The following is a 25,557-nucleotide window of genomic DNA, read 5'->3' as shown; positions in this document are numbered from 1 at the left end:
ACTCACCTTGTGAAGAGGGTGATGGGGTTGACGATGTCCGCGGTAGCGGTGAGCAGGGTGAACGCGCCACCGATGAGGATCACCGCGTACGTGATGGGCATCAGCTTGAGGTAGTCGACCCGGCCGGGGTCGCGCCGGCCGATCCGGGCGTAGAGCCAGGAGCGGGCCCGTTCGAACCAGGCGATGGCGATGTGGCCGCCGTCCAGGGGCAGCAGCGGCAGCAGGTTGAACACGCCGACGAAGAAGTTCAGCGAGATGAACAGCAGGACCAGCAGCTGCCAGACGCCGTTCTCCAGGGCTTCGCCGCCGAGCCGGCTCGCGCCGACGACGCTGATCGGGGTGTCCTTGTCCCGCTCGCCGCCGGTGACGGCGGTCCACAGGGCGGGCACCTTGTCGGGGATGCGCTTGAGTGCCTCGTAGGTGCCGACGGCCAGGTCCTTGGTGTAGCCGGCGGTGGCCGGGATGGCCTCGACCGGGCCGTAGGTGACGTTCGCCGGGACGCCGGGCGGGAGCATCGGGCCGGCGACGCCGAGGGCGGAGACGGTGATCGGGGCGCCGTTCGGGTCGTCCAGCGGCTTGCGCTGCACGGCGGCGAGGTCGGCCCGGACCTGGCCGGCGACCCCGTCGCGCTCGTAGCTGATGGTCGCCGGCTGGCCCGGCGGCAGGTCACGGACGGTCTTGACCAGCGCGGCGTAGTCGGGGACGGCGACGCCGTTGATCGCGACGATCTTGTCGTCGTCACGCAGCCCGGCCTGCTTGGCGGGGCTGACCGGGTCACCGGGGGCGCACTCGCGGACCGCGTCGGTGGGGACGACACACTCGACGACCTTGACGTGCGCCGGCAGCGGGTTGGGCAGGTCCTTGTTGGGCAGGCCCATGAACATGGCGGCCAGCCAGATCGCGATGACGGCCAGCGCGAAGTGGGTGACCGAGCCGGCGGACATCACGATCGTCCGCTTCCAGACCGGGTAACGCCACATCGCCCGCTTCTCGTCGCCCGGTTCGACGTCGTCGTCCTGCGGCGTCATGCCGACGATCTTGCAGAATCCGCCGAGCGGGATGGCCTTGAGGCCGTACTCCGTCTCACCCCGGCGGAACGACCAGATGGTCGGCCCGAAGCCGACGAAGTAACGGGTGACCTTCATGCCGAAGGCCTTGGCGGTCAACATGTGACCGGCCTCGTGCAGGCTCACCGAGATGAGGATCGCCAGGGCGATCACCACCACCCCGAGCAGATAGAGCATCAGGCTTCCTTCCCCGACCCCGAGATGATCTCCTGCGCGTGCGCGCGCGCCCACGATTCGGCGGCGAGCACGTCCTCGACGGTACCTGGTTCACCGAAATCGGGGGCGTCCTCCAACACCCGCCCGAGGGTGTCGACGATGCCGAGGAACGGCAGCCGTCCGGCGACGAACGCCGCCACACACTCCTCGTTGGCCGCGTTGTAGACCGCCGGGCGGCAGTGGCCCGCCACGCCGGCCGCCTTGGCCAGCGCCACCGCCGGGAACGCCTCGTCGTCGAGCGGGGCGAACTCCCAGGTGTGGGCGGTGGTCCAGTCGACGGCGGTGGCGGCGTCGGGCACCCGGTCGGGCCAGCCGAGGCCGAGCGCGATGGGCAGCCGCATGTCCGGTGGGCTCGCCTGGGCCAGGGTGGAGCCGTCGACGAACTCGACCATCGAGTGGATCACCGACTGCGGGTGCACCATCACGGTGATGTCGGCGTAGGGCACGTCGAACAACTCGTGCGCCTCGATCACCTCCAGCGCCTTGTTGACCATGGTGGCCGAGTTGATCGTGACGACCGGTCCCATGTTCCATGTCGGGTGGGCGAGCGCCTGCTCCGGGGTGACAGCGGTCAGCTCGTCGCGTCGCCGCCCCCGGAACGGTCCGCCGCTGGCCGTGACGACCAGCCGCCGCACCTCGCCCCGGGTGCCGCCGCGCAGGCACTGGGCCAGCGCCGAATGCTCCGAGTCGACAGGTACGATCTGCCCCGGCCGCGTCACCGCGGCCTTCACCAGCGGGCCGCCGGCCACCAGCGACTCCTTGTTGGCCAACGCGAGGGTACGACCACAGCGCAGCGCGGCCAGCGTCGGCGCGAGCCCGAGCGACCCGACCACCCCGTTGAGGACCACGTCGCAGGGCCACTGCGCCAGCTCGGTCATGGCGTCCGGGCCGGCGATGATCTTCGGCAGCCTGAAGTCGCCGGTGGCCCAGCCGCGCCGGCTCGCCTCGGCGTAGAAGGCGAGTTGCAGATCCTGCGCGGCGGACGCCTTCGCCACCCCGACCGCGTCCACGCCCAGTTCGAGCGCCTGGGTGGCGAGCAGTTCGACGTTGCCGCCGCCGGCACCGAGCGCCACCACCCGGAACCGGTCGGGGTTGCGCCTGACGATGTCGATCGCCTGGGTGCCGATCGAACCTGTGGAGCCGAGCAGAACGAGGTCCCGGGGAGTTGTCACCCGGTCATTCTGCCCCGTACGCGCTGTGCGCCGGCTGGGAGCCTCACCCCTCGACGTCACCCTCCGCGTCTGCCCCCTGCCCCAGCGGTTCCGCCTCCTCGACCGGTGCCTCCTCGCCCAACAGGTCGGCCGGATCGATACTGAACGCGAAGGGCTGCCGCATGACGAACGTCGTCCCGGCGGCAGCCGCCGAGACCGGCCGGTACTCCCCGTCGGTCAACTCGAAGAGCGCGATGGTGGGCACCCGGTTACGCAGGTCGACGCGGAGGAAGAACGGGACACCGGCGGCGGCGTACTCACGGGGCCGGTCGATCACGTCCTTACGCCTGTTGCCCGGCGAGACGACCTCACCGAGCAGCACGGCGTGGCCGATGTCCATCGTCGTCCGCCCGCCACCGGGAACGTCGAGGAGCACGATGTCCGGAATGAAGAGGTCGGCACCAGAAACGATGTTGGCTTCGGCGTACAGCCACAGTTTTTCCCGACGGGCCGCCTGTTTGAGCAGGTAGGCCAGATCCAACTCGGCATTCTGATGGTCGTATCCGGCATGTGGGGTCACGATCACGCTTCCGCTCAGGACTTCAACCTTGGGACCGTTGGTCTCCGGCAACAGGTCGAGGGCGAGCTGGGCGGTCCACGGCTCGTCGTGCCAGCGCAGCACGTCGAACGACGGCCCGGTCGGCCGGTCGATCGACCCCGGCGACGGGGACGTCGGGTCGGGCGACTGCGGTGCCGGCTCGGGCGCGAATGCGGCCTGGGCCATCCGGGCTCACCCCCTCAGCGGAACATCCTGCTGGTCCCAGCCTAATCGCCGCAGCCCCCGGAGCCGCCCGTCGCACCGCCAGTGCGTCCCGGTCAGCCCACGACCTCCCCGCCCGTCGGCCAGATCCACACGCCTGATCAACACATCGGGGCCGATACAGGGGTGTCCGCGACGATCCTTACCCCAATATCGGCCCCGTTGAGTCGATCATCATGCCGGACGGCAGACATGTCGGGCGGGGTTGAGGTCACCCGACCGGGTCGCGGCCACGAAGCCGGCCCAGGAGGCGGGCGGGAAGGTCAACGCGGGGCCACCACGGTCCTTGCTGTCCCGCACCCCGACCACCTGCGGCAGATTCGTCGCCACCTCCACGCAGGTGGAGCCACCGTTGTCGCTGCGGGTCGACTTGCGCCAGACTGCACCGGTCAAGTCCATGACTTCGCCAACTCCCGTATGAGATCCCGGGAGGCCCGCCGGGGCAGTGCTTCACCGCGCAGGCTCTCCCATCTGCGCTGAAGGCTATCAACGTCGTCCGGCCGGTCGGTGATGTGTGCTCGTAGGGCGCTGTCCAGATGCACGACCTCTCCTCCGTCGGGCACACGGACCAGAATGAACGGGCCGGCCAGGCCGGCGTGCATCCCGGCATCCGCTGGCACCACATGCACGCTGATGTGCGAATGCCCAGTCAGCCGCAACAGATGCTCGAACTGCTCGATCATCACCGCCGGTTCGCCGATCCCCCGGCGCAGTACCGCCTCGTCGATCACCGCCACCACCTCGGGTGGGCGCTCCCGGGTCAACACTGCCTGCCGATCCATTCGGGAGGAGACTCGCTGCTCGACTTCACTCTCCCCGAGCATTCCGCCACCGTGCAGGACCGCGCGGGCGTACGCCTCGGTTTGCAGGAGGCCGGGGACGAGTGACGGTTCAAACCAGCGGATCAGGGTCGCCTCCCGCTCCACGCTGATCCACTCGCGTAGCCACGGGGGTGCGGAGTCGGCGCGGACCAGGGCGAGCAGCCGTTCGAAGAGGCCGCCGGCCTCCAGGGCGGCGTCCGCGCGGGTGATGAAGTCCTGCGACGGCGTACGGTGGCCGATCTCGACCATGCCCACCAGCGACGACGAGTAGCTGATCTGTTGGGCCAGATCCTCCTGGCTCAGCCCACGTTCCTTGCGCGCCCGGCGCAGCTCCGCCCCGAGGAATTCCAGGGTCGACATCGGTCCACCGGTCATCACACCTCCACCACACGTCTGCCACCCGCCGCCAGCGACGACCACGGGACCGGACCCGGTCGGCACAGTCGATGCTGAGACCCCGCGCCCCCTTCAGAAAGTAGCCGCGTCCACAGCAGAGTGTGAACAGGCATACGGAGGGAGCAGGCGGATGGGGAAGCGCGACAGGCCGGTACCGGTGACGCCACGGCACCGGCGGGACTGGTCCCGGTGGGGTCGGCACTGCACCTGTGGGCTGCGCTGGCCGTGCCCGGACCGGCTGGCCGCCGTACCGCTGCGGGAACCGCCACCACCCACGCTGCCCGCGCCCCGCCCTTACCTGTGGAACGGCCCCACCGCCGCCTACTGGGTGGGCGCTGCGGGACTGGTCACCCGGGGGCAGGCACGTCGGGCGAACGGCCGCCACCGGTGACCCCGCCGACGGGCGGCGCACGGCGCGGGCGACCGGCGTCGGCCGTGCCGCCACCGGACGACGCACGACGGGAACGGTCGCTGTCGGCGATGACCCCGCCAGTGGACGGGGCACGGCGGGGGCGGTCGGCGGCGGTCCGGGCGGACGGCCCGGGTCGGCACCTCGCCGCGCGGCCCGCCTGGCGGTGCCGGGCCTGTGCCGCCCCGTGGCCCTGCCAGCCGGCCAAACTGAGCCTGCGGCGGGAGTACGCCCACGACCGGCCGGCGCTGGCCATCTACCTATGTCTGCTGATGCACGACGCGATCGCCGATGCGCTGCGGGTCGGCACCGGCCCGGTCGAGCCGGCCGCCTACTTCACCCGGTTCCTCGCCTGGACCCGCCACGACCGGCCGCCGCCCACCCGTTGATCGACACAAGGGGGCCGATGTGGGGTGTTCCCGTCGATCGGACACCCCTACATCGGCCCCATTGAGTTGATCATCGCCCCGGACGCGGCCCGGGGACGACGGTCAGGCGTAGGTCTCGAACTCGGCGACCTTCGGGGTGGCAGCAGAGCTGTTGATCCGGAAGGTGACCTTCTTCAGCGAGGTACGGGCGAAGGTGATCACACCGGCCCGGCTGCCGGAGGCCAGCACCGCTCCGGTGTCGGCGTTGAGCACCTGCCAGGAGGTGACGCTGCCGGCCGAACCCGACGCCTCCCGGATGTTGATCGAGGAGATGCTGGTCGCGGAGCCCCACTTGATCGAGATGTCACCGGTCGAGCCGGCGGGCGACCAGTAGGTGCCCAGGTTGCCGTCCCGGACGTCGCCGTAGCTCGTACCGCTGGCCTTGCTGGAGCCGTCGGAGCCGGCGCCGATGCTGAGGTTGGTCCCGCCGGGGGTGCTGGTGGGCGGCGGGGTGGTCGGGGCCGGGGTGGTCGGCGCGGGCGTGGTCGGGGCCGGGGTGGTCGGGTTCGGGGTGGTCGGCGTGCAGCTCCCGTTGGACTCCTTGAGGCCGGTGTTCGCGCCGGCCGTCTGCCGGACGATGTCCGGCACGCAGCTCGCCCCGTCGAGGCGGTAGGAGTACGGGATGCTGACGCTGGTGTTCGACGGCATGCCCGGCCCGGCGGGGTTGGTCTCGCTGCCGGGGCTGGACCAGGTCACGTTGTCCAGGATGTTGCCGCTGGCCTGCCAGTAGCCGGCCTCGCTGGTGTAGAAGGTACCCAGCACGTCCCGGGAGTTCTTGAAGTAGTTGTTCTCCACCTTGGCCCGCGCGCCGGCCCGGGAGTTGATCCCCGACTCGTTCAACTGCACGTACGAGTTGTTGTAGATGTGCGCGATCCCGCCCCGCAGCAGCGGCGTACGGGAGTCGATGTTCTGGTAGAGGTTGTGGTGGAAGGTGACGAAGCCGTTGCCCCGGTCGCTCTCGCTGGAGCCGATCAGGCCGCCCCGGCCGGAGTTGCGCAGGATGCTGTACGACAGCGTCACGTACTGGACGTCGTCCTTCATGTCGAACAGCCCGTCGTAACCCTCCGACTCGCCGCCCGACGCCTCCAGCGTGGTGTGGTCGACCCAGACGTTGCGCACGCTGCTCTCCATGCCGATGGCGTCCCCACCGTTGGAGGTCGGCGAGCCCGACTTCTTGACGTTCCGGACTGTCACGTTCTGAATGATGATGTTGCGGGAGTCGCGGATGTGGATGCCGAGCTGGTCGAAGACCGCCCCGCTGCCGACCCCGACGATGGTGACGTTGCTGATCTCCTTCAGCTCGATCTTGTCGGCTGCGGTGTTGCAGCTGTTGCCCGACACCTTCGTGGTGTTGCCGTGGTTGATCGTGCCCTGCACCTCGATCACGATCGGGGTGCTGCTGCTGGCCCGGTTGCACAGCGCCGCGTGGATCGCGGTGCCGGTGCTGGCCCGTACGGTCTGCCCGCCCGCGCCGCCGGTGGTGCCGCCGTTCTGGGTGGCGTAGCCGCTGGCGCTGCCGGCCGCCGCCGACGCCTGGTGCACCGGCAGGGCCACGCAGATCGCGGCACCGACGGCGGCCGTGGCCAGCCCCGCCTGGACTCGTCGTGCGACTGGTCGTCTCATCCTCGCGTCACCTTTCTCATTACCTGGTGGTGGTGCCGCTGCCGGGTGGTGTGGTGCCCGGTCGGGCGGCGGTGATGACGGTGGTCCTGGTGGACCTCTGCGCGCCGGGGACGGGCCGGGCCTTCGCGGCCGTCAGGCGGAGTCGCCGGCCGGCCAGGGGTGTCTGCGCCGGTGGTCGGGTCGACCCGCTCGCCGTGCTGCCGCGCACGGCGAACTGGCGCCTGCGGCGGTGGTGGAACTCGCCGGGGCACCCGCACTGAGCATCTGGAAAGCGCTTTCCACAAGCGAGGATAGGGCGACGTCTATGGACACCGCAAGACGTCGTCCGGATTGCGGCTAATGACCGCCTACCTACCGGCCAGCCCGATATTGATCCACTCGCCGGGGCTGATGTTGCGCCATCACGGCGTCCCGACACCGCAACATCGGCCGAGTTGAGCCGATCATGGCTGGCGCACGGGCATGACGCGGGATCGTGATGCGTGGCAGCGGGCGACAGGGGGAAGAACATCGCGATGGGCGACGCATGGCAGCGTACGAAGCGGATCACCAGCGCCGCGTTCCGACCGGTACGCGGGCGGGACCTCTCCCTGCACGCCGCCGCGATCACCTTCTACGGGGCGATCGCCGTGGTGCCGGTGGCCCTGCTGGCGATCTGGCTGACCTCGCTGCTGGCCGGCGCGGACCGGGTACGCCGGCTCACCGCGTACGCCGTGGAGACACTGCCGGACGCGATCGGTGCGCCCGAGGCGGTGGACGCGCTGGTCAACGCCGGGGTGCAGTTGACCCCGCTACTGGCGCTGGCCTCCCTGCTGCCCGCCTCGCTCTACGGCGAGGGGCTGCGCCGGGCGTTCGTCTCGGTGGCCGTCGCCCCCAACCCGGACGAGTCGCTGGTCGGCTGGCGGGGCCGGTTGCTGTTGCTGCCCCTGCTCGCCCCCGCCCCCGCCCTGCTGCTGTCGATCCTCATCGCGCTGCCCACCACCACCCGGCTGATCCGGCAGGGCGGCTGGGTCGCCGCCCTGGGCATCGTGCTGTCGTTCCTGGCGGTGTGGCTGGTGCTCACCCCGGTGCTGATGTGGGTGTTCCGGGTGGTCGGGCCGGCCTCACCGGACTGGCTGTCGACGTTGGCGGTCGGCTCGTTCACCGCCGCCAACCTCTCCGGCTTCCTGCACGGCTTCGTGCTGTTCTGCTCGCTCCCGCTGGATCTCGGGGTGCCGTTCGGCGGCTTCGACCCGGTCGGGGCCGGCGTCGCGGTGCTGCTCTGGCTCTACCTGTTCCACGTGATCGTGCTGGCCGGCTACTCGGCCACCCTCGCGTTGTCCCGCTGGCGGGCCCGCCGCGCCGCCGCCTCCGGGTCGACGTCCGGCTCGGGCCCGACCGTCGACTCGGCGTCGACGTCGGGCCCCGGGAGCGCGTCCGCAGGCGTCGATGCCGCGTCGGCCACGGCGAACCAGCCCGAGGCATCCGCCGACCCGCCCGGGGTCCCCGCCGCCGGGACGGGCGACACCACCGGGACGGGCGACGCCGACGCCGACGTGTCCGGGGTCGTCGGCGGTTCCGCCGGGTCGTCGGTCTCGCGCAGGCCGTAGCGGGCCCAGAACCGGGCCAGGGGCGTCGGGGCCCACCAGTTCCACCGGCCCAGCAGCCGCATGGTGGCCGGCACGAGCAGCGCCCGGACCAGCGTCGCGTCCACCACGATCGCCACGATCATGCCGACGCCGATCAGCTTGATGTAGGCCATCCCGCCGGTGGTGAAGCCGGCCACCACGATGATCAGCAGCAGCGCGGCGGCCGTGATGATCCGCCCGGTGCGTTGCAGGCCGGTGGCGACCGAGGCGGTGTTGTCGCCGGTGCGGTCCCACTCCTCGCGGACCCGGCTGAGCAGGAACACCTCGTAGTCGGTGGCCAGCCCGAACAGCACCGCGAGCATCAGGATGAGGTTGCTCGGCTCGATGAACCCGGTGGAGGTGAAGCCGAGCAGGCCGGACAGGTGCCCGTCCTGGAAGATCCAGACCACCACGCCGAACGACGCGCCGATCGACAGCAGGTTCATCAGCACCGCCTTGACCGGCAGCACCACCGAGCCGAAGGCGAGGAACAGCAGCAGCAGGGTCGCGCCGGCCATCAGCAGCGCCATCCACGGCAACCGGTCGCCGAGGCTGTCCAGCAGGTCCACGTCGGCGGCGGGCCGCCCACCGACCAGCACCTGCGCCCCGGCCGGGCCGGGCAGGTCGCGCAGCGTCCGCACCAGGTCCCGGGCGGCGTCGCCGGTCGGCTCCCCCGGGTAGCTCACCGACAGCAGGGTGGACTCCCCCTTCGCCGCCGTCACCTGAACCCCGGTCACCCCGGGCAGCGCCGCGATCCGGTCGGCGAACGGGCGTACCGCGTCGGCGGGCGCGCCGGAGACCAGCACCTCGACCGGGGCGATCGTGCCGCCGGGGAACTCGGCGGCGATCCGCTCGGAGACCACCCGGGGTGCGGCGTCCGCCGGCAGCACCCGCTCGTCGACCCCACCGAACGTGATCCGCGCGAACGGGGTGGCCAGCACGCCGAGCAGCAGCGCGACCCCCACCAGGTACAGCACCGGCCGGCGCATCACGCTACGCGCGATCCGGGCCCAGGCGCCGCCGGACGCACCCGCCGCCGGCCGCGCACCCCGCGTCCCCCGCCGCCACGGCAGCGGTACGCGCACCGCGTCCACCCGGTGGCCGAGCACCACCAGCATGGCCGGCAGCACGGTGAGCGCGGCCAGCATGGCGATCAGCACGGCGGCCATCCCGCCGAAGCCCATCGACCGCAGGAACGGCTGCGGGAAGATCAGCAGGCTGGCCATGGCGAGCGCGACGGTCAGCCCGGAGACGAAGACGGTCCGGCCGGCGGTGAGCATGGTGCGGCGGATCGCCTCGGCGACGGACCGGCCGGTGGCCAGCTCCTCCCGGAACCGGCTGACGATGAACAGCGCGTAGTCGACCGCCATCCCGAGGCCGATCAGGGTGATCACGTTGATCGCGAAGATCGACACGTCGGTGACCAGGTTGACCAGGCGCACCGCCACGAACGCGCCGAGGATGGCCAGCCCGCCGACGAGCAGCGGGGTACCGGCGGCGACCAGCCCACCGAAGATCAACACGAGCAGCACCAGCAGCACCGGCATGGACAGCAGCTCGGCCCGGGTCACGTCCTCGGTGCTCTGGGTGGTGGCCGCCTCCTGGAACGCCACCAGCCCGCCGACGTCGGTCCGCAGGCCGGGCGCGTCCAGCGCGGGGCGCAGCGCCGCGAACTGCGCCGAGCGGGCGTCCTCGTCGCCGCCGGTGAGCTTGACCAGCGCGTAGGTGGCCCGGTGGTCGGTGGCGACCAGCGCGGGCGCGGGCGCGTCGTACCAGGTGGTCACCTCGGCCACCTCGGCGCGCTGACGCAGCCCGGCCACCGTGAAGGTGACCGGGTCGCGGAACTGCGGGTCCTCGACGGTGACGGTGTCGCTGGACCACAGGACGATCACGTCGGCACCCTGCCTGCCGAGTTCGGCGGTGACCCGCTGCACGGTCCGGCTGGACTCGCTCGACGGGTCGTCGAAGCCACCCCCGCTCAGCTCGCCGAACACCCCGGTGCCCCAGGTCGCCCCGACGGCGATCAACACCCCGGCCACGGCCAGCACCGCCCACCGGGCGCGCACCACCACCCGCCCCCACCAGGCGAACATCGGTCTCTCCCCTCGTCGACCCGCCGGCCCGTCGAACCACCGCCGCCCGCACCCGGGCCGCCCACCGGGACCGCCCCACAGCGATCGACGTCCACTATCGCAACAACCGTTCACGTTCGACGGGCCGGGACCGGCCTCTCCCGGTTGCCGGAGCGGGCGGGGCACCCGCCGGTCGAGCCGGCACACGGACGCCGCGCACCGCACTAGGCTGCGCAGGCATGAGCGATGCGAGTGAGCTGCCGTCCCGCGCCGACGTCGTGATCGTCGGATCGGGGCACAACGGGCTGGTCTCCGCCGTCCTGCTGGCCCGCGCCGGGCTGGACGTGCTGGTGCTGGAGGCGGCGGAGGTGATCGGCGGGGCCACCCGCACCGAGAACCCGTTCCCGAAGGTGCCCGCGCTGCGCCACTCCACCGGGTCGTACCTGCTGGGGCTGATGCCGCCGGAGCTGCTCGCCACCCTCGACGTCCGCATCCCGGTGCTGCGCCGTGACCCGCACTACTTCCTGCCCACCCCGGGCGGGCCCGGTGCGCCGTACCTGCTGTTCGGCAGCGACACCGCGGCGACCCGGCGGCAGCTCACCGAGTTCTTCTCCCCCGCCGACGTGGCCGCCGACGACGCGCTCCAGGCCGAGCTGGCGCAGTTGCGCGCCGACCTGGCCCCGGCCTGGCTGGCCGAGCCGCTGCCGGTGGAGCAGACCGCCGAGCGCTACGTCCGCCCCGAGCTGCGGCAGGTCTTCGTCGACCTGGTCCGTGGTTCCGTCGCCGACTATCTGGCCCGTTTCGACTTCCGCTCCGAGCTGCTGGTCAGCATGTACGCGGTCACCGACGGGCTGTCCGGCCTCAACGCCGGCCCGGACGACCCCGGCACCGGCCACAACTTCCTCGTGCACAACATGTGCCGGCTGCCCGGAGCGGACGGCACCTGGATGATCGCCCAGGGCGGGATGGGCACCGTCTCCCGCACCTTCGCCGAGGCCGCCCGCGCCGCCGGGGCGACCATCCTGACCGGTGCCCGGGTCGACGCCGTCACCCTGTCCGGGGGCGCGGCGTCGGGTGTCCGGCTCGCCGACGGGCGGGAGGTCGCCGCCGAGGTGGTGCTCGGCGCGTGTGACCCGTACCGGCTGATGGACCTGGTGCCCGACGGCGCGCTGCCGGCGGAGCTGGGCGCGCGGATGGCGGCGGTCCGCCGGCCCGGCACCACCCTGAAGCTCAACCTGGCGCTGACCGGGCTGCCCCGGTTCTCCTGCCTGCCGGCCGACGCGCCCAGCCCGTTCGGGTCCACCATCCACCTGCTGCCCGGGTCGGCGTCGCTGGTCGGGGCGGGCGGCGCGTCGCCGATGGCGGCGCTGCGGGCGATGTGGGCCGACGTGCAGGCGGGGCGGCTGCCCGACGAGCCGACCATCGAGTGGTACCTGCACACCACCGTCGACCCGTCGCTGTCCGACCCGGCCGGGCACCACTCGTCGGCGCTGTTCGTCCAGTCGGTGCCCTACACGCTGGCCGGCACCGACTGGGACACCGCGCTGCCCGGCTATGTCACCCGGCTGGTGGAGATCTGCGAACGGTACGCCCCGGGCACCGGTGACCTGATCGCCGACGCGGTGCCGCTGCCCCCGCCCGGCATCGAGGCGCACTTCGGCATCACCGGCGGGCACATCCACCACGTCGACAACACCGTCTCGTTCACCGACCGGATGCCGTACGCCACCGGCATCGACGGGGTGTACGCGGGCAGCGCCGGCTGCCATCCGGCAGGCAGCGTGATCGGCGCGGCCGGCCACAACGCCGCCCAGCGCATCCTCGCCGACCTGGGCCGCTGACCCCCGACCGGCCGCTGACCCCGACCGGCCCGGCCCCCGCTCAGACGGGGGCCGGCCGGGAGGATGGCAGGTCGCCGGGGCCCCGGATCAGGTAGAGCCCGGTGAGTAGGAAGTACGCCGCGAGGCTGAGCACCGGGTCGACGAACGAGATACCGAACGCGACGACGTACAGCACCGGGCCGAGCAGGAACCGGCGGGCCACGGCGCGGGCCAGCCGGGGGTCCAGCCCCGGGTCGAGCAGTCGGCGGCGGCGGGCCCACCACCAGCTCAGGTTGAAGAACAGCGCCTCACCGAGCACCGTGCCCACGTAGAGCGCGGCGGTCAACCGCTGGTCGGCGACGGTGCCCCGCAGGTTGTCGGCGAGCAGGCTGGCCGCGAACGGGATGGCCGCGACGAACAGCAGCAACAGCAGATTGAGGACGAGCAGCATCTGGTCGACCTTGACGACGTACCGCCACATGTTGTGGTGGGTCAACCAGACCTGCCCGACGATCACGAACGTGATCACGTACGCCAGGTAGGCGGGCCACTCGTGGAACAACGCCCCGGGCAGGTCCTGGCCCTCGGGCCGCTGCGGGCTGAGTTGGAGCAGCTCCACCGCCATCAGGGTGAGCACGATCGCGATCACCGCGTCGCTGAACGCCTCCACCCGCGACGCGTCCCGCTCCTTCTCCCGCCGGTGCCCGAACTCGTACTCCTCCTCGTCCCCCACCCCACCCCCACCCCTCAACCGGGGCACCGCATCGAATCGCGGCCCCACAACGATCGTGGACCGTCGGTTACCAAAGCAGGGCCGTTTCGCCGCCTTTGTCATTCTCGCCTCGCAGGCCGGCGATCGGGGGACAAAAGTAGAAGGCGTCATCGGCCCTGGTGGGTGAACGCGGCCCAGGAGATCGGGTCGGCCAGGCCCGGCCGTGAACACTCCGCAGCCAGTACGGCCGGCATCCCGGCCGGCGGCTCACGGTCCGGGTCGAGCATCCACAACTGGGCCCGGTGCAGAGCGTCGGCCGGGGCACAGCCCTCCTCGTACAGCAGGTGATGCACGAGGTACATGAGCAGCGAGGTGCCCTCGTCCGGCACCTGCCACAACGAACCGAACACGGTGTGGGCACCGGCCGCCAGGAAGCAGGTGGCCAGACTGAACGCCTCGTCGTAGGCCCCACCTGCGGCGTGCGTCGTGCAGGCGGCCAGGAACACCTGACCGAGGTCGAGTTGCGCCAGGCGGGACGCCTGCAGCAGCTCCCGGGCCGGCAACGGCCCCCCGGCAAGCAGCAGGTGGGCATCGGCCGGCCGAGCCGGGTCCACCCGCGCGTGACAGGCGAAGTGCAGCAGGGACGGGCCGGGCCTGACGGCACGAATCCACGCCAGCACACCCTCCGGGCTGGCCCGGCGTCGCGGATCAGGATCCGCGCCCAGGAAGTCGCCACTGTGGTGGAACCGCTCGTACACCGCATGCGCCTCGATGCCCGCATACCGCAGGTCACTCAGCGGATCGCCGACCACCAGGGCGGATCGGACCGCCCGTACCGGCCGGGCCGCCGTCGCACAGAGGATCCGGGCCGACGGCGCGTACGAGATCACCAGGTCGTGGACTGCGTAACGGCGACCGGTGACGGTCTCCTCGTACGCGGCGTGCCATGGCACCAGCCCGAACACTCCCATCGGCACCAGCACCACCCGGGCAGGTCGGTCCGGTCGTAACCCCCGCAGGTCGGCGATGAGGCGTCCCACCACCGCCCGCCACGCCCACCGACACAGGTCGTCGATGTAGGTGGCCCGCGCAACGGCAGCCGGCCCTCCCACCTCGCCGCCCACCGCACCGGCGTCCCGCGGCACCGTCCCCGCAACGGGCCGCCCGTTGGTCGCCACGACGTCGGTATCCGGACGGAGCATGACGCCGCGCGATCCGGGTGCCGCCGCATCGCCCAGCACGGCCGGGCCCAGGGCCGCCGCCAACAGTCGACGTACCGGGCTGCCGGGGCCCGCCAACAGGTCGGGGAAGCTCAGCGGAAGGATGTCGCCGACGGCGGGTACCACGACCGCGAGCCCCGGCACCGCCCCTGCGGCCGGTACGAGATAGACGAGGGCGTCGAAGTCCAGTCCGTGCAGGGCGGCACGGACCTCGTCCGTCCGCACCTGGGTCAGCAGGTCGTCGAGGAGACCGGCGTTCTCCAGCGCACGCAGCACCCGCAGGCGCAGATCGTCAGGTGCCTCCCCGGCGGTGACGACCGCCCCGAGCAGGTCACCGGTGAAGTGGTCGCGACCCAGGCCCCCGGAGTCCTGCCACTCCGCAGCCAGGTCGTTCCGACCGGCACGACCGAGCAACTCCACCACGGTGTGACCGGCGGTCGCCGCGTGCAGAGTCAGGCTCCGGCCGGCGTCCAGGGCGGTGAGCAGATCGTCGTCGGCCTCGTCCTGAAGGCACCAACGGACCACCCGGGCCGCGGCGGCGGCGGCCGACCGCGCCCTCTCCAACGCCTGGTCGGTGCCGGACTGGAGGAGAACCTGCCGGGCCTGCCCCTGCAACGCGGACAATCCGAACCGCCGGGTCGCCGCCCGGTCCGGATCCCCTGATCGGCGCAGCGCCTCCGCGTGGTCGCCGACCATGTCGGACCAGAGCGGATCAGCGGGACCGACGCTCTCGGCGAGCGCCTGGCCGAGGTACCGGACCGCGCGGGCCGCCGACCCACGGTCCCCAGCCGCAGCCGCCCGCGCGAGTTCGGCCTTGCCGGCAAGGCTGAGCACGGACTTCCGTAGCCCGGACAAGGGCAACTGTCGGTGGGCGAGCCCGATCAGGTGGTCGGCCCAGTGCCGGAGCAACCCCACGTCCTGGTGCTTGGTCGCCGAGTGCACCTGCGTCCCGGCGGTCAGGAGGATGGTGAGCAGGTCAGGCGGGGTCAGCGGCCCGGCCGGCAGCGGGACCGGGGGCCGGGGCCGGGGCGACTCGCTCGTGGCACGGGCCAGGAGCGCGTAGTGATCCCGGCACGCTTCGACGAGGGGATCGAGCAGGTGCCGGGACAGCCGCGACGGACGCAGACCGCCGTACAGTTCCTCGACGGTCGCGAGCGCACGGCCCATCCCGACCACGTCCGCGTGGGTACCCAGGCGGAGTACCTCGATGATGGCCGCGAAGAGTGCGAACTCTGACCAGGTCGCGTCCGTCTCCTCGGCGGCGGCGTCACCCCGCGTCGGCAGCGGGGCCGTCCCGGCCCGGAAGCTGCGGAGATCACCGACGCGGGCCCCCCGACAGACCAGCGTGAAGGAGGTGAGCGCCCGCCCCTGTGAGCCGGCGATGAAGTCCTGGTCGGCCAGGGCCGCGGAGAAGGCGGCCATGCCGTAGTCGGAGTCGGAGTCGAATTCCGTGACAGCGCTGAAGCTCGCGACGACTCCCTCCGCGGTGTCGACGGCCCCGGCGAAGCCCGCCGGCTGGCCCTCGATGCCCACCCGGGCCGTCGCGAGCAGATGCCGTAGCCGGGGCAGATCGGGGTCCGCCATCGTGATCGCGAGCCGGGCGAACTCCGCGTACGTGATGACGAGAGCGAGTTTCCCCCGGTCAGCGGGCGACGCCTGGGTCACCTCGTCCAACACCCGGTCGGCCTCGACCAGCGACTGCTCCAGACCTTCGAAAGTGGCGGGCGTGGCCACCGGTTCCACCTTGTCCTCGTCGGAGACCGCCTCGTAGAGCGCGAGAAGGCGGATCCGGTGGGCGGCCAGCACGTCCTCCGTCGAGGCGTCGGCGGTCAGCGCCCGGTCGACGCAGGCCCGGGCGGCGGCGAGACTCTCAGGGGCACGACCATGTTGCCAGCGCAGCAGGTGCGTCGCACCGAGTTGGCACCAGACCGCTGCGGGGTCCGGTGCCGCTGGCAGCGCTCCGCCCAACAGCTCGACCGCCTCGGCGAGACCGTCCGCCTCCCCGGTCCGGACCGCCCGGCTGTGCAGCAGCTCGGCCAGAGCGATAGCCGAGGACGGGTCCGGGTCGTCCGCCCGCACGGTCCGCCAGCATTCGATCGCCGCCGCGATGTCCGCCGGATCGTGGTCGAGGTCCCACCGGGCGGCGTACCCGAAGGCTTGCCCCCGGTGCAGGCTGAGCCAGCCGGGCTGGTCCGGCCGGCCAGACCGGATCGCCCGGTTCGCCACCGCGATGGCCAGGCTCAGGCTGTTCGGATCCTCGTCCAGGCCGGCCAGCTCCAGATAACCCGCCGCCAACTCGGCGGAGGCGAACGAATACCGTGGAGTCTCCGGTGGCAGGCCGGCGAGTGCCGCGGTGAGCTGCGCCACCCCCTCGTCCAGATCCCGCCGACGACGGCCGGCCCAGTCGTAACGGGCCAGCAGGGCCAACCCACCGAGCATCCGCACGTACCGGATCCGGTGAGGATCGGCGTCGCCCACCGTGACACCCACCATGGCCCGTTCCAGACGATCCACCTCCGCCACGGCAGCCGGCGAGTCCTCCTCCAGGTCCGGAGCATGCCAGGAGAACCGCTTCCAGGCCGCCTCCAGCAGGTCCACCGCCACGTTGTCCCGCTCGGGATCGGCAGCCGGCCAAGCCCGATGGGCCATGGTCAGCTGCGTCACCGACCGCTCCAGGTGGTCGGCCACCCCGGCACGGCCGGGCCCTTCGAGTCCCGCCGCCAGCCGGGCCAGCTCACCGTGGGCAAGCCCGAGGCCGTAGTGCCACCAGGCCGCGCCGGTGTGGTGCGGGGAGACATCCAGCGCGCGGGTCAGCTCGCCGACCGCCGCGAAGAGGTGATTGTCGTCCCCGTCCTGGTCGTACCACTCCAGGAGGGCTTCGCCGAGCAGCCCGGCGATCTCGGCCGGGTCGGCGTCGGCCGGCGGATCCATGCTGAGCTGGAGCAGCACGTCGATCCATTCGTTGAGGGGCAGCTCGTCCGGGTCGTGGTCGTCGGTCACCTGGATCGACCCACCCCGCTGAGACCGGTGCTCCCCGGCACCTCGGTGACCACCGTCAGGGCCAAGCTGAGCCAGTCGCACGCCGTGCCGGCGGCGCCCGCGTCGCGGTGCACGGCGGCCAGGCCCAGCCGGCCGAGCAGGCCGGTCACCGCCAACGGTGCCCGGGTCCGCCGCGTACCCACCTCGTCCAGGGCCGGCAGCTCGAACGGCGCGGCACTGAACTCCTCCTCGGCCGCGAGCAGGATCAGCAGGTCGCGGGTGTGTGCGCCCGGCTCGACCGGGACTCCGGCCGGCAGCCGGAACTCCACCGGCCGGCCGTACAGGGCAGCGCCGGCACTCCCGGGCGCGATGTCCTCACCGGGGAACAGGCCGGCGTGCACCCGGTGCCGTTGGGTGACGTTCAACAGGACCACATGCAGCGGGCGACCACTGTCGTTGTGCAGCCGGACGAAGACCGTCGGTGCCACCCAGCGACCGTGTTCCCAGTGGTAGCGCAGCACGATCGCACCGTCAGCCCCCGGCAGCAGTGCCGGACGGTGCGCCGGAGCGGTCACGTCCGTGGGACGGGCCTCGACGAGTTGCAGGGACACCGCACCGGTCAGCCGCGACACCGGATTCACCAGGGTCCGGACCAGGCGTACCCGGGCCAGGTGTTCGAGCGCCGCGACGACTCTCCGGCCATCGTCGCCGTGTACCCCGGTGAAGTCCGCGCAGAGCGGGACGTCGTCACGGTCGCGGATGCTCACCCGATCCGGGGCCTCCGCCCGTAGACGCAACTCGACCGAGTCAGCCTCCCCCGCCCCGACGAACGGCCGGACGTACGGCGACGGACCCCCGGTCGGTCCCGACGCGGCCAGCGCGGCCATGACCACGTCGATGGTGGGCCCCGCGGCCTCCTCGACGGCGAGGACGACCTCCGGCACGGGTACCCGGCTGAGCACCACCGGATACTGCACGTCCTCGTCCGGTTCCCAGCCGACCGGCTCGACGACGCTACGGTCCGGGTCGACCCGGACGATCCTGGCCTCGTCGCTCGTGCCTGCCACGGCCACCCGTATGCCGTTCCCGTCGACCCTGGTCGGGATGCCGTGGCAGGCTCCCGCGTCGATCTCCCAGCAGCCCTGACCCGCGCGTAGCCACATCCCGCTGGCGGGCGGGCGGATCCGGCCACCGAGGAACGGCTGGTCGACGATTCCCGGGGTCACCGGGTCCAGCTTCGGCACCTGTCGGGACGCATACCGCTCCACCTCGCACCGGGCGGCGGCGAGCAGTTCACGATAGGTGGCCGCCGGGCCGAGCCGGTGCATCGCCGCCATCAGAGCCCAGCTGAACAACCCCCGGTAGGCGCCGTCCAACCACTCCTCGGTGGCCACCTCGGAGGACCGGCAGGCCGCCAACAGCACGTGCTCGACCGGGCCCCGGGCAGCGGCGAGGCGCAGTTCCGGCAGGAGTGCTCCGACTGCGGGCGGAGTGGTCAGATCCGGCACCGAACGCTGTACGTTACGGGTCGCGCCGTGGGAGTGGCAGCTGTCCAGGACGGCAACCACATGACAGTCCCGGGCCGCGACCTCGCCGAGCAGTAAGGAAACCTCCTTGTCGTACAGGTCGGGGACGTCGCCGTGACGGCTGTCGTAGCAGACCAGGGTCTGCAGTTGCCCGCTCGGCTCCAGATGCCACAGTTCGCCAGGCACAGCGGCCCGCGAGCCGTGCCCGCTGAACCAGAACAAGGCCGTGTCCCCGGACCCGGCCTGCCCGAGATGATCACGCAATCCGGCCACCACGCGGTCCCGGGTCGCTTCGTGGTCGACCAACGCCAGGACCGAGGGACTCCGCTGCGCCGGGACGCGGACCCGAAGGAATTCCGCCACCTGCGCCACGTCATTGCCGCACCCGCGCAGGGGAGGCGACCCCCGGTAGCTGTCGATGCCGACCAGCAACGCGAAGACCCGCCCGGTCAAGGCCCCTCCCCGATCGGCACGTGGAGCCAGCAGTGTTCGACGAAGCCCTTCTCCGGCAGGTCGACGGTCACCTCGGCGAAGCGCTCGGGCAGTGGCGGCAGTTGGGAGTGCCGCAGCACGTCCTGATAGAGCACATCCGGTACGCCCAGGACGTAGTCGACCAACGGGTTGTCGCGCAGGGCGGCCCGCAGGGGCGGGCTGTCCAGAATCCGGTGTACCGCGATCGCTGCGGCCCCGACCCAACCGCTGTCCCCGGGCTTCATCAGACCACGGTGGAGAGCGAATCGGAGTCGCATCCGTTCGGCCGGACCGAGACCATCGTTCGTCCGGCGCAATGCCAGGTCGAGCCCGTCGACCAGGCGGGGGATCACCCTCGACTCGTCGATGCCGACAGGCAGGACCGCGAACTCGCCGTCACCCTGGAACTGCAGGGACACGGCCGACTCGTCGATGCCGGCGGCATGACGCGCCTCCCTGAGCACCCGGACCAGCCAGGACTGGGTCCGGGCAGCGAGGTCGTTGGGGCGCCTGCTGTAGCCGGCAACGTCGGCAGCCATGCACAACCGGACCGCCGCTCCCTGGTGCTCCACCCGGTCGGGCAGCACCTCACGAAACGGCACGGTGTCGTGCAGGGTTGCTGTCCAGCTTCCACCGGTATGACGCCGGCCCGGTCGGTTCCGGACCCGAACCCCCAGTCGTCCAGTGAGCACGGTGGTGGTGGACGGCACCTCGATCAGGGCGTGCAGTCCGTAGGTCAGGGGCAGGCCCGACCCGCCGGCATCCTCGTAGTTCCACCCGAACCGGTGCCGGTGGGCTCCGAACGACCAGGCACGGGGGCGATCCGCCCGGGGTGCCAGGCGGGTCAGCCAACCGTTGCGGGCTGCCGCAGCGGCGGCAGCCCGGTCGGCGGCGGGGGTGACCGCGCGGGCCCGCTCGGCTCCGAAGGTCAGGCCGAGGGCTCCCCCGTCGGCGTGCAGTTGCACGGCCAGTGCGCCCTCGTCGGCGAGGGCGACCTCGAACCGGACCGCGGCGTGCTGTCCCCCCTGCGGCAGTGGGTCCAGGTCGAAGGCGAACAACACCCCGTAGTAGCGCAGCCCGCCAGCCCCGGCACGTCGGCGCAACTGGGAAGGCAGTTCCTCGGCGGGGACCGGGAAGAGCAGAGGACGTCCCAGGCTCACCCCGCCCGGATCGGTGGGGAATCCGGCGGTGCCCGCGTCGCGGGTCGAACCGGGAAGCAGCGCCACCCGGACCAGCAGGTCCGACGGCCGTATCGGCTCGTCCATCGACAGCACCGGCGGGTTCCCTGCCAGCGGCTCATCCGCGTCCATGTGGTCTCCATTCGAAAGGACCCGACCGGCCCGGCCACCGGCGATTCGTCTCAGGGCGCCTGAAGGAATTCGTACCGCACGGGGACGGCCTTACCCACCGCACTACCCGGTCGCCCCCGGGAGGATCACCGCCGACGCGATGTCCGATCATCGTCGACCATCCGATCCCCCACGTGGAACTGTCAACCAACTGACAGTTTCCGATAATCGCGTCCGGCCTCAAATATCTCCGGAACACATCATCGGCCGATCCGGCGGTGGGAATCCCGTACTAATCCGGGATCGCGTGGTCGCGACCGTGCCAGGCTCGGTGTCCACACGAGACGCGAGGGAGTGGGTGTGAGTCCGGCCGAGGTCAGCAGTCGCATCCCGACCGGTGAACACCGGTCAGGCAACCGCCTCCGTGGTGGGGGTGGACGGTTTCAACGCCCACCGGCCGGCCGGGTACTGCCAGATCGTCCCGCCGACCCGGCCGCGCTCGCACAGATGGCACATCAGGAAGACCGACGAGCGGGATCCGCCCCACCACCGGACAGCCTCCAATCAGAAGAGGCGGGAACCGCTATCCGATCGGTCAACCCTTCGAGACCTTCGGTCGACGCGACGGCAGCCCCGAACCGACGACCATCCACACCATCGCCCATTCATCACGCCGCCGGAAAACGATATGGCGGCGTCGTCACAGGCGAATATGAGTATCGCGGACGGGACCGACTCGATCTCATCGCCGTCAACGATTAGCAGAGCCTGAGAGTCGTCGACTCAAATTCGGTACGGGTAGGAGCCGGGGAGCCATGTCAGAACTGAGAGCGATAGAGAGCGTCCTCCGCGAGTACCGACGGGACATCAACGGCCTGCGGGTCGCCGTGGGTGAGGTCGGTACGCAGGTCGCCGACATCGGCGTGCGCCAGCGGGACACCCAGGACCAACTGCTCGCGCTGCGCAACGGCCTGCTCCGCCTGGAGCAACAGGCCGAGCGAACCAAGCACCTGCACAGCGCCGAGGCAAAGGTCGGCCAGGTCAAGGCCGACATCGAGCAACGGTTCGGCCATCACAAGGTGGTACGCCGGACCGCCGTCGGCATCCTCCGTGCGTTCGACCGAGGGCTGGTCCGGGAGGAGACCGTCCAGACCGTCAGCGAGGAGCTGATGGTGCAGAACTCCCGCTACTGGCTGGCACCCGTCCTGGTGGCACTGGCTGCCTGGGTCGGCGATGACCAGGAGCGGTGCGTACGTGCGCTGGAGGACGCCTACAGCCACTCGCCCGAACGGACATCGCTGTTCATGACCCTGGTGCTCCGGCGGCAGGGCCGACGGTCGGCCGCCGTACGGTGGCTGCGGCATTACCTCGACGCCCAGGACCCCGCAGCGCTCGGTCGCGAGTTCCCCGTCATCCTGGAGGCGATTGCCCAGGGTGCCTTCGGCCCCGCCGGAGTGGCCCTCGTTCAGGAACGGCTCGACCGGTGGCGTCGTCTCCTGCTCGACGACGAGGCGGTGGCCGCGCAGGTCCGACGCTGGCGCGAGGAGCTGAACACCCACATCCGCGCTGACGGGCTCGAAACAGACTTTCCCCGACTGGCCACGGCCACGCCGCAGTGGCCTCAGCTACGCCTGATGCTGTCCCACGCGGACGCCCACCAGTCGATCATCGACCGATACGCGCCCCTGCTGGCCGCCGAGGCCACGGTGAGCAGCGACATCGAAGACGCCGTTGACGACCTGCTCGAACAACTCGTCAGCGAGAGCGACCGCGAGGAGTTGCCTCTGCGTCGGGAACTCCTCGCGTACGAGGCAGTCGTCCGCTCCGACGGTGACCTGGCGGCAGCCGAACAGTTGGTCCGGACCGAGGCCGACGCCCTCGACGACACCCGTGACTACCTCAGCCTGCAGACCGACTGCGCGCTCACCCCCGAGACCCTGGCCGTCTCTCCGCAGACCCAGCGGCTCGCCCTGGCGAACTGCCACGACTGGTTGGCCCAGGCCCATGAGTCGTTCACCCGCGACTACCGGCTCGCCGCGCCCCAGACGGTGCAGATGGTTGTCGATCCCGGAGCAAGCTGCGGGATCCCCGCCTTCCGACCGCCCCGGTGGCAGGGGTCTTTCGACGAGCCGCTGGGAGCGATGGAGCACTCGCTGACCACCCACTGGGACCGGGCCTCCCGTTCCTTCGTCGACAGCCTCACCTTCACCTGGGGCAGGAACCTGATCGGACCATCGGTGTTCCTGCTCCTGTTGCTGGTGATCACCTGGGGGCTGGGGGGTCCGGGGGCGGGGCTGCTCGTCACCGCCGCGGCCGGCATCGCCTGGGCGGTGGTCCTGAAGGGCCGGGCCGACCGGGCAGCCGCTGAGCAGGCACGGGTCAGGACGCTGATCGACGACGCCCGGGACGAGTCCCTGCGCGACCTCCGGGCCACCGGCATGGAACTCGAAACTTGGTACGAGCGGTTCAAGGCCGCTGACGGCAAGGCTGGTGAGGTCACCGTCCTGATCGCTGACCTGGCGACGGCGGGCGGGCCCGAGTCGTCGCACGATCGTCGAGTGGTGGCCCGCATCACGGAAGGAGAGTGACATGACCGGTTCCGACCATGCCGGCGAGATGGCCGTACCGCAGGTGGCCACCCCACAGACGAACGTGCCGTGGGCCCGGACCACACCCCCGGTATGGCTGACCCGCACCGAGCGCCGCCGGCAGATCGTCGAGGAGCTACCCGACTGGGATCCGCTGCCACCGGGGGAGTCCAAGGTCCGTCGACCCGCACGGGACGACGTATGAGCAACGGGGGCGACGACCTGCACGCCTGGCTGACCTTTCTGCGACGCTGGCGCAACGCGGAGCCGGCCGATCCGCACGGATTGCCTCCGCTGGCCCCGGAGTCACTGCCCGCCGACGGCTGGTTCCGGTTTGTGCAGCTGCTCAACAGCGCGCTGACCGAGCGTCTCCAGGCATGGGTGGACGGCCTGCTCAAGGCGTTGACCGCCGCCGGTGACGAGTTCGACCGGGGACGTGCCCTTGCCCAGGGCCGTCGCGGCTTGGTGCCGATCCGGGCCGTCGCGGGACATCCTGGGCTGCCGGAGCCGCTGGCCCGGCACCTGCGCGGTCTGGTCGACGAACAGGTCGTACTCGTGCAGCAGACGCTCGAGGAGGGTGTCGAGACGCTCCGCCGTGCTGGTGGCGACGGCCGGCTGGTGGAGAACAGGTTGCGGACGTTGCGGGAGAACTCGCTCACGGCGTCCGTCGCCCACTTTCCGGGGCCCCTCGACGAGTGGGCGACGGAACCCGTCCGACCGTCCCGCCGGATCATCACCGGCCCGTCCACCACCGCCGGCTGAGGAGCACGGATGTCCCGATACCTGGAGGCCCACCGCGACCTCGACAGCTTTGTCGCCGCTCGGGTGCCGCTCGTCGGTGTGCGTACCGTCGAGCCGCTACGCGCCGTGCGGCTGCTACGTGAGGTGGCCGGCAGCGCGCGTCGCGCGGGCCTGCCGTTCTGGCTCCACACCCGTGCCGCCGGCCTGCGGGACCTACGCACCAACACGCAGGTGCAGGATGACCGGTCGTTGGTGGCAGCGATGGACTTCGCGGCGGGGCAACTGTCCCGCCGGGCCCAGGCGACGATCGTGTTCGTCGAGCCGGAGGACCTGACCACCGACTCACCTGCGGCCCGTCATCTGGCCGAACTCGCCCGGCTCGCCGACGCCCGGTCCGGCAGCATCGTCCTGATCACCGACACGCCGCTCTGGAGTGGTCTGCAACGCCTGGGGATGAGCATCACCCTCGACCTGCCCGACGCCGCCGAGATGTACGACATCGTCGCCGACTTCCTGGCCGAGCAGCAGGGTGCGGTGGACATCGAGTGGACCGAGGCCGATGCCCGGCGCGCCGCGGAGTTCCTCGTCGGGGTACCGGAAGGCACTGCCATCAACGTCCTGGCCACCATGGCCGCGAGTGGACGTCTCCACCGGGACGACGTGGCCCGGCTGGCCGAGTTCAAGGACAAGCACTTCGGTGATCTCGCTGGCCTGGAACGGGTGCACGTCGCCCCGGCCGACAACCAGTTGGGCGGGCTGACGACCCTGCGCGCCTGGCTGCAACGTCGACACCAGGTCATGCTCGCCGACCTGAGCGGCACCCGGCTGCGCCCGCCCCGTGGGGTGCTGCTGGTCGGTGTGCCCGGATGCGGAAAGTCGCTCTCTGCCAAGGCCGTCGCGGCCCAGTGGCAGATGCCCCTGTACCGGCTCGACTTCGCCACCATTCTCGGCATGTACGTCGGACAGTCCGAGGCCCGGCTGCGGGAGGCGTTGGAGATGGCCGAACGCATGGCGCCGTGCGTCCTGTGGATCGACGAGATCGAGAAGGGGCTGGCCGGACAGCACGACTCCACCGGGGTGAGCCGTCGACTGGTCGGACAGTTCCTGTACTGGTTGCAGGAGTCCAAGTCACGGGTCTTCGTCGTGGCGACCTGCAACGACGTCCGATCGTTGCCACCGGAACTGCTCCGCAAGGGCCGATTCGACGAACTCTTCTTCGTCGACCTGCCCGACGCGACCGACCGCGCCGAGATCATCCGGCTCTACCACCGGCGCTATCTGGGCACCGAGGCAGACGGTGGTCTGCTCGCCCGGCTGGTCGACCTCTCCGACGGCTTCGCCGGCTCGGACATCGAGTCGGCGATGAACGAGGTGGGAATCGAGGTCATGCTGCACGACGGTCAAAGCGCCCTGACGGCCAGTTTCGTGATCGACACCTTCGTCAACATCATCCCGTTGAGCCGCACCCACCCCGAACAGATCGCGGAAATCCGTGACTGGGGTCGGGAACGGGCTGTGCCTGCGGGTGCCGCGGTGGCGACCCCCACGCCCGACGGTGGGAGCCGCCGTCGGGTTCTGGTACCCGGCGACGCCTGAGAGGC

At 71.4% G+C, this 25,557-nt stretch carries 19 protein-coding genes and 1 pseudogene; 9 read left to right on the top strand and 11 right to left on the bottom strand.

Translation table 11 applies throughout. The features are described from left to right. Positions 1-2: 2 nt before the first annotated feature. The 5 genes from JQX11_RS05315 to JQX11_RS05295 form a co-directional block, all read right to left on the bottom strand. A complete protein-coding gene (locus JQX11_RS05315; RefSeq protein WP_204923859.1) occupies positions 3-1,244 on the bottom strand; it encodes a M50 family metallopeptidase in 1,242 nt (413 codons plus the stop codon). Next, positions 1,244-2,455, bottom strand: coding sequence for a 1-deoxy-D-xylulose-5-phosphate reductoisomerase (gene dxr, locus JQX11_RS05310; protein ID WP_204923858.1), 1,212 nt, complete (start codon positions 2,453-2,455; stop codon positions 1,244-1,246). Before dxr ends, JQX11_RS05315 begins: the two co-directional genes overlap by 1 nt. A gap of 43 nt (positions 2,456-2,498) precedes the next feature. Further along, positions 2,499-3,218 carry a Uma2 family endonuclease gene (locus JQX11_RS05305; RefSeq protein ID WP_204923857.1) on the bottom strand — a complete coding sequence of 240 codons (720 nt, stop codon included), beginning with the start codon at positions 3,216-3,218 and terminating at the stop codon, positions 2,499-2,501. A 210-nt stretch (positions 3,219-3,428) separates the two neighbouring features. Further along, positions 3,429-3,653, bottom strand: a complete 225-nt coding sequence (locus JQX11_RS05300) for a DUF397 domain-containing protein (protein WP_204923856.1) — start codon at positions 3,651-3,653, stop codon at positions 3,429-3,431. Beyond that, on the bottom strand, positions 3,644-4,450 hold the full coding sequence (locus JQX11_RS05295) for a helix-turn-helix domain-containing protein (RefSeq protein WP_232377252.1): 807 nt from the start codon (positions 4,448-4,450) through the stop codon (positions 3,644-3,646). The genes JQX11_RS05300 and JQX11_RS05295 overlap by 10 nt, the downstream gene beginning before the upstream one ends. A 151-nt stretch (positions 4,451-4,601) precedes the next feature. Between JQX11_RS05295 and JQX11_RS05290 the strand changes: the two genes are divergently transcribed. Together JQX11_RS05290 and JQX11_RS05285 are read left to right on the top strand one after the other, a co-directional pair. Further along, entirely contained in the window at positions 4,602-4,862 is a 261-nt protein-coding gene (locus JQX11_RS05290) for a hypothetical protein (RefSeq protein WP_204923855.1), read from the top strand. Between the two features lie 89 nt (positions 4,863-4,951). Continuing rightward, positions 4,952-5,269, top strand: coding sequence for a hypothetical protein (locus JQX11_RS05285; RefSeq protein WP_232377251.1), 318 nt, complete (start codon positions 4,952-4,954; stop codon positions 5,267-5,269). A gap of 102 nt (positions 5,270-5,371) precedes the next feature. Here the strand turns inward: JQX11_RS05285 and JQX11_RS05280 are convergent, their stop codons facing one another. Next, positions 5,372-6,931 (bottom strand): pectate lyase family protein, encoded by a 1,560-nt coding sequence (locus JQX11_RS05280; RefSeq protein WP_204923854.1) that lies wholly within the window; start codon positions 6,929-6,931, stop codon positions 5,372-5,374. Between the two features lie 26 nt (positions 6,932-6,957). On the opposite strand from JQX11_RS05280, the gene JQX11_RS05275 reads away from it, so the two are divergent. Beyond that, positions 6,958-7,191, top strand: coding sequence for a hypothetical protein (locus JQX11_RS05275; protein WP_204923853.1), 234 nt, complete (start codon positions 6,958-6,960; stop codon positions 7,189-7,191). A 255-nt stretch (positions 7,192-7,446) separates the two neighbouring features. After that, positions 7,447-8,280: pseudogene (locus tag JQX11_RS05270) on the top strand (YhjD/YihY/BrkB family envelope integrity protein); the annotation flags it as partial. Here JQX11_RS05270 and JQX11_RS05265 read toward each other — a convergent pair. Next, on the bottom strand, positions 8,229-10,631 hold the full coding sequence (locus tag JQX11_RS05265; protein ID WP_204923852.1) for an MMPL family transporter: 2,403 nt from the start codon (positions 10,629-10,631) through the stop codon (positions 8,229-8,231). The pseudogene JQX11_RS05270 and the gene JQX11_RS05265 overlap by 52 nt on opposite strands. A 218-nt stretch (positions 10,632-10,849) precedes the next feature. Between JQX11_RS05265 and JQX11_RS05260 the strand changes: the two genes are divergently transcribed. Then, entirely contained in the window at positions 10,850-12,451 is a 1,602-nt protein-coding gene (locus JQX11_RS05260) for a phytoene desaturase family protein (protein WP_204923851.1), read from the top strand. A gap of 40 nt (positions 12,452-12,491) precedes the next feature. Here JQX11_RS05260 and JQX11_RS05255 read toward each other — a convergent pair whose 3' ends face one another. The 4 genes from JQX11_RS05255 to JQX11_RS05240 form a co-directional block, all read right to left on the bottom strand. Further along, positions 12,492-13,163: a TMEM175 family protein gene (locus JQX11_RS05255; protein ID WP_307826069.1), complete on the bottom strand. Its 672-nt coding sequence runs from the start codon at positions 13,161-13,163 to the stop codon at positions 12,492-12,494. A 146-nt stretch (positions 13,164-13,309) separates the two neighbouring features. Further along, the gene (locus JQX11_RS33315; RefSeq protein WP_204923849.1) at positions 13,310-17,362 is read right to left on the bottom strand and encodes a CHAT domain-containing protein; all 4,053 of its coding nucleotides are present in this window, start codon (positions 17,360-17,362) and stop codon (positions 13,310-13,312) included. Beyond that, positions 17,359-19,320, bottom strand: coding sequence for a caspase family protein (locus tag JQX11_RS05245; RefSeq protein ID WP_204923848.1), 1,962 nt, complete (start codon positions 19,318-19,320; stop codon positions 17,359-17,361). Before JQX11_RS05245 ends, JQX11_RS33315 begins: the two co-directional genes overlap by 4 nt. Further along, positions 19,317-20,648: a hypothetical protein gene (locus JQX11_RS05240; RefSeq protein WP_204923847.1), complete on the bottom strand. Its 1,332-nt coding sequence runs from the start codon at positions 20,646-20,648 to the stop codon at positions 19,317-19,319. Before JQX11_RS05240 ends, JQX11_RS05245 begins: the two co-directional genes overlap by 4 nt. 794 nt (positions 20,649-21,442) lie before the next feature. Here JQX11_RS05240 and JQX11_RS05235 point away from each other — a divergent pair. From JQX11_RS05235 to JQX11_RS05220, 4 genes are read left to right on the top strand one after another with little or no spacing between them, the layout of a single operon-like run. Further along, positions 21,443-23,215, top strand: a complete 1,773-nt coding sequence (locus tag JQX11_RS05235; RefSeq protein WP_204923846.1) for a magnesium transporter CorA family protein — start codon at positions 21,443-21,445, stop codon at positions 23,213-23,215. A 1-nt stretch (position 23,216) separates the two neighbouring features. After that, positions 23,217-23,420 (top strand): hypothetical protein, encoded by a 204-nt coding sequence (locus tag JQX11_RS05230; protein ID WP_204923845.1) that lies wholly within the window; start codon positions 23,217-23,219, stop codon positions 23,418-23,420. Then, the gene (locus tag JQX11_RS05225; RefSeq protein ID WP_204923844.1) at positions 23,417-23,977 is read left to right on the top strand and encodes a hypothetical protein; all 561 of its coding nucleotides are present in this window, start codon (positions 23,417-23,419) and stop codon (positions 23,975-23,977) included. Before JQX11_RS05230 ends, JQX11_RS05225 begins: the two co-directional genes overlap by 4 nt. A 9-nt stretch (positions 23,978-23,986) precedes the next feature. Beyond that, positions 23,987-25,552, top strand: a complete 1,566-nt coding sequence (locus JQX11_RS05220; RefSeq protein WP_088645516.1) for an AAA family ATPase — start codon at positions 23,987-23,989, stop codon at positions 25,550-25,552. Positions 25,553-25,557 lie beyond the last annotated feature (5 nt).

Origin of the sequence: Micromonospora humida (assembly GCF_016901255.1) — a bacterium.
Taxonomy (GTDB): Bacteria; Actinomycetota; Actinomycetes; order Mycobacteriales; family Micromonosporaceae; genus Micromonospora; species Micromonospora wenchangensis.
This window is presented reverse-complemented; position numbering and strand designations above follow the sequence as displayed.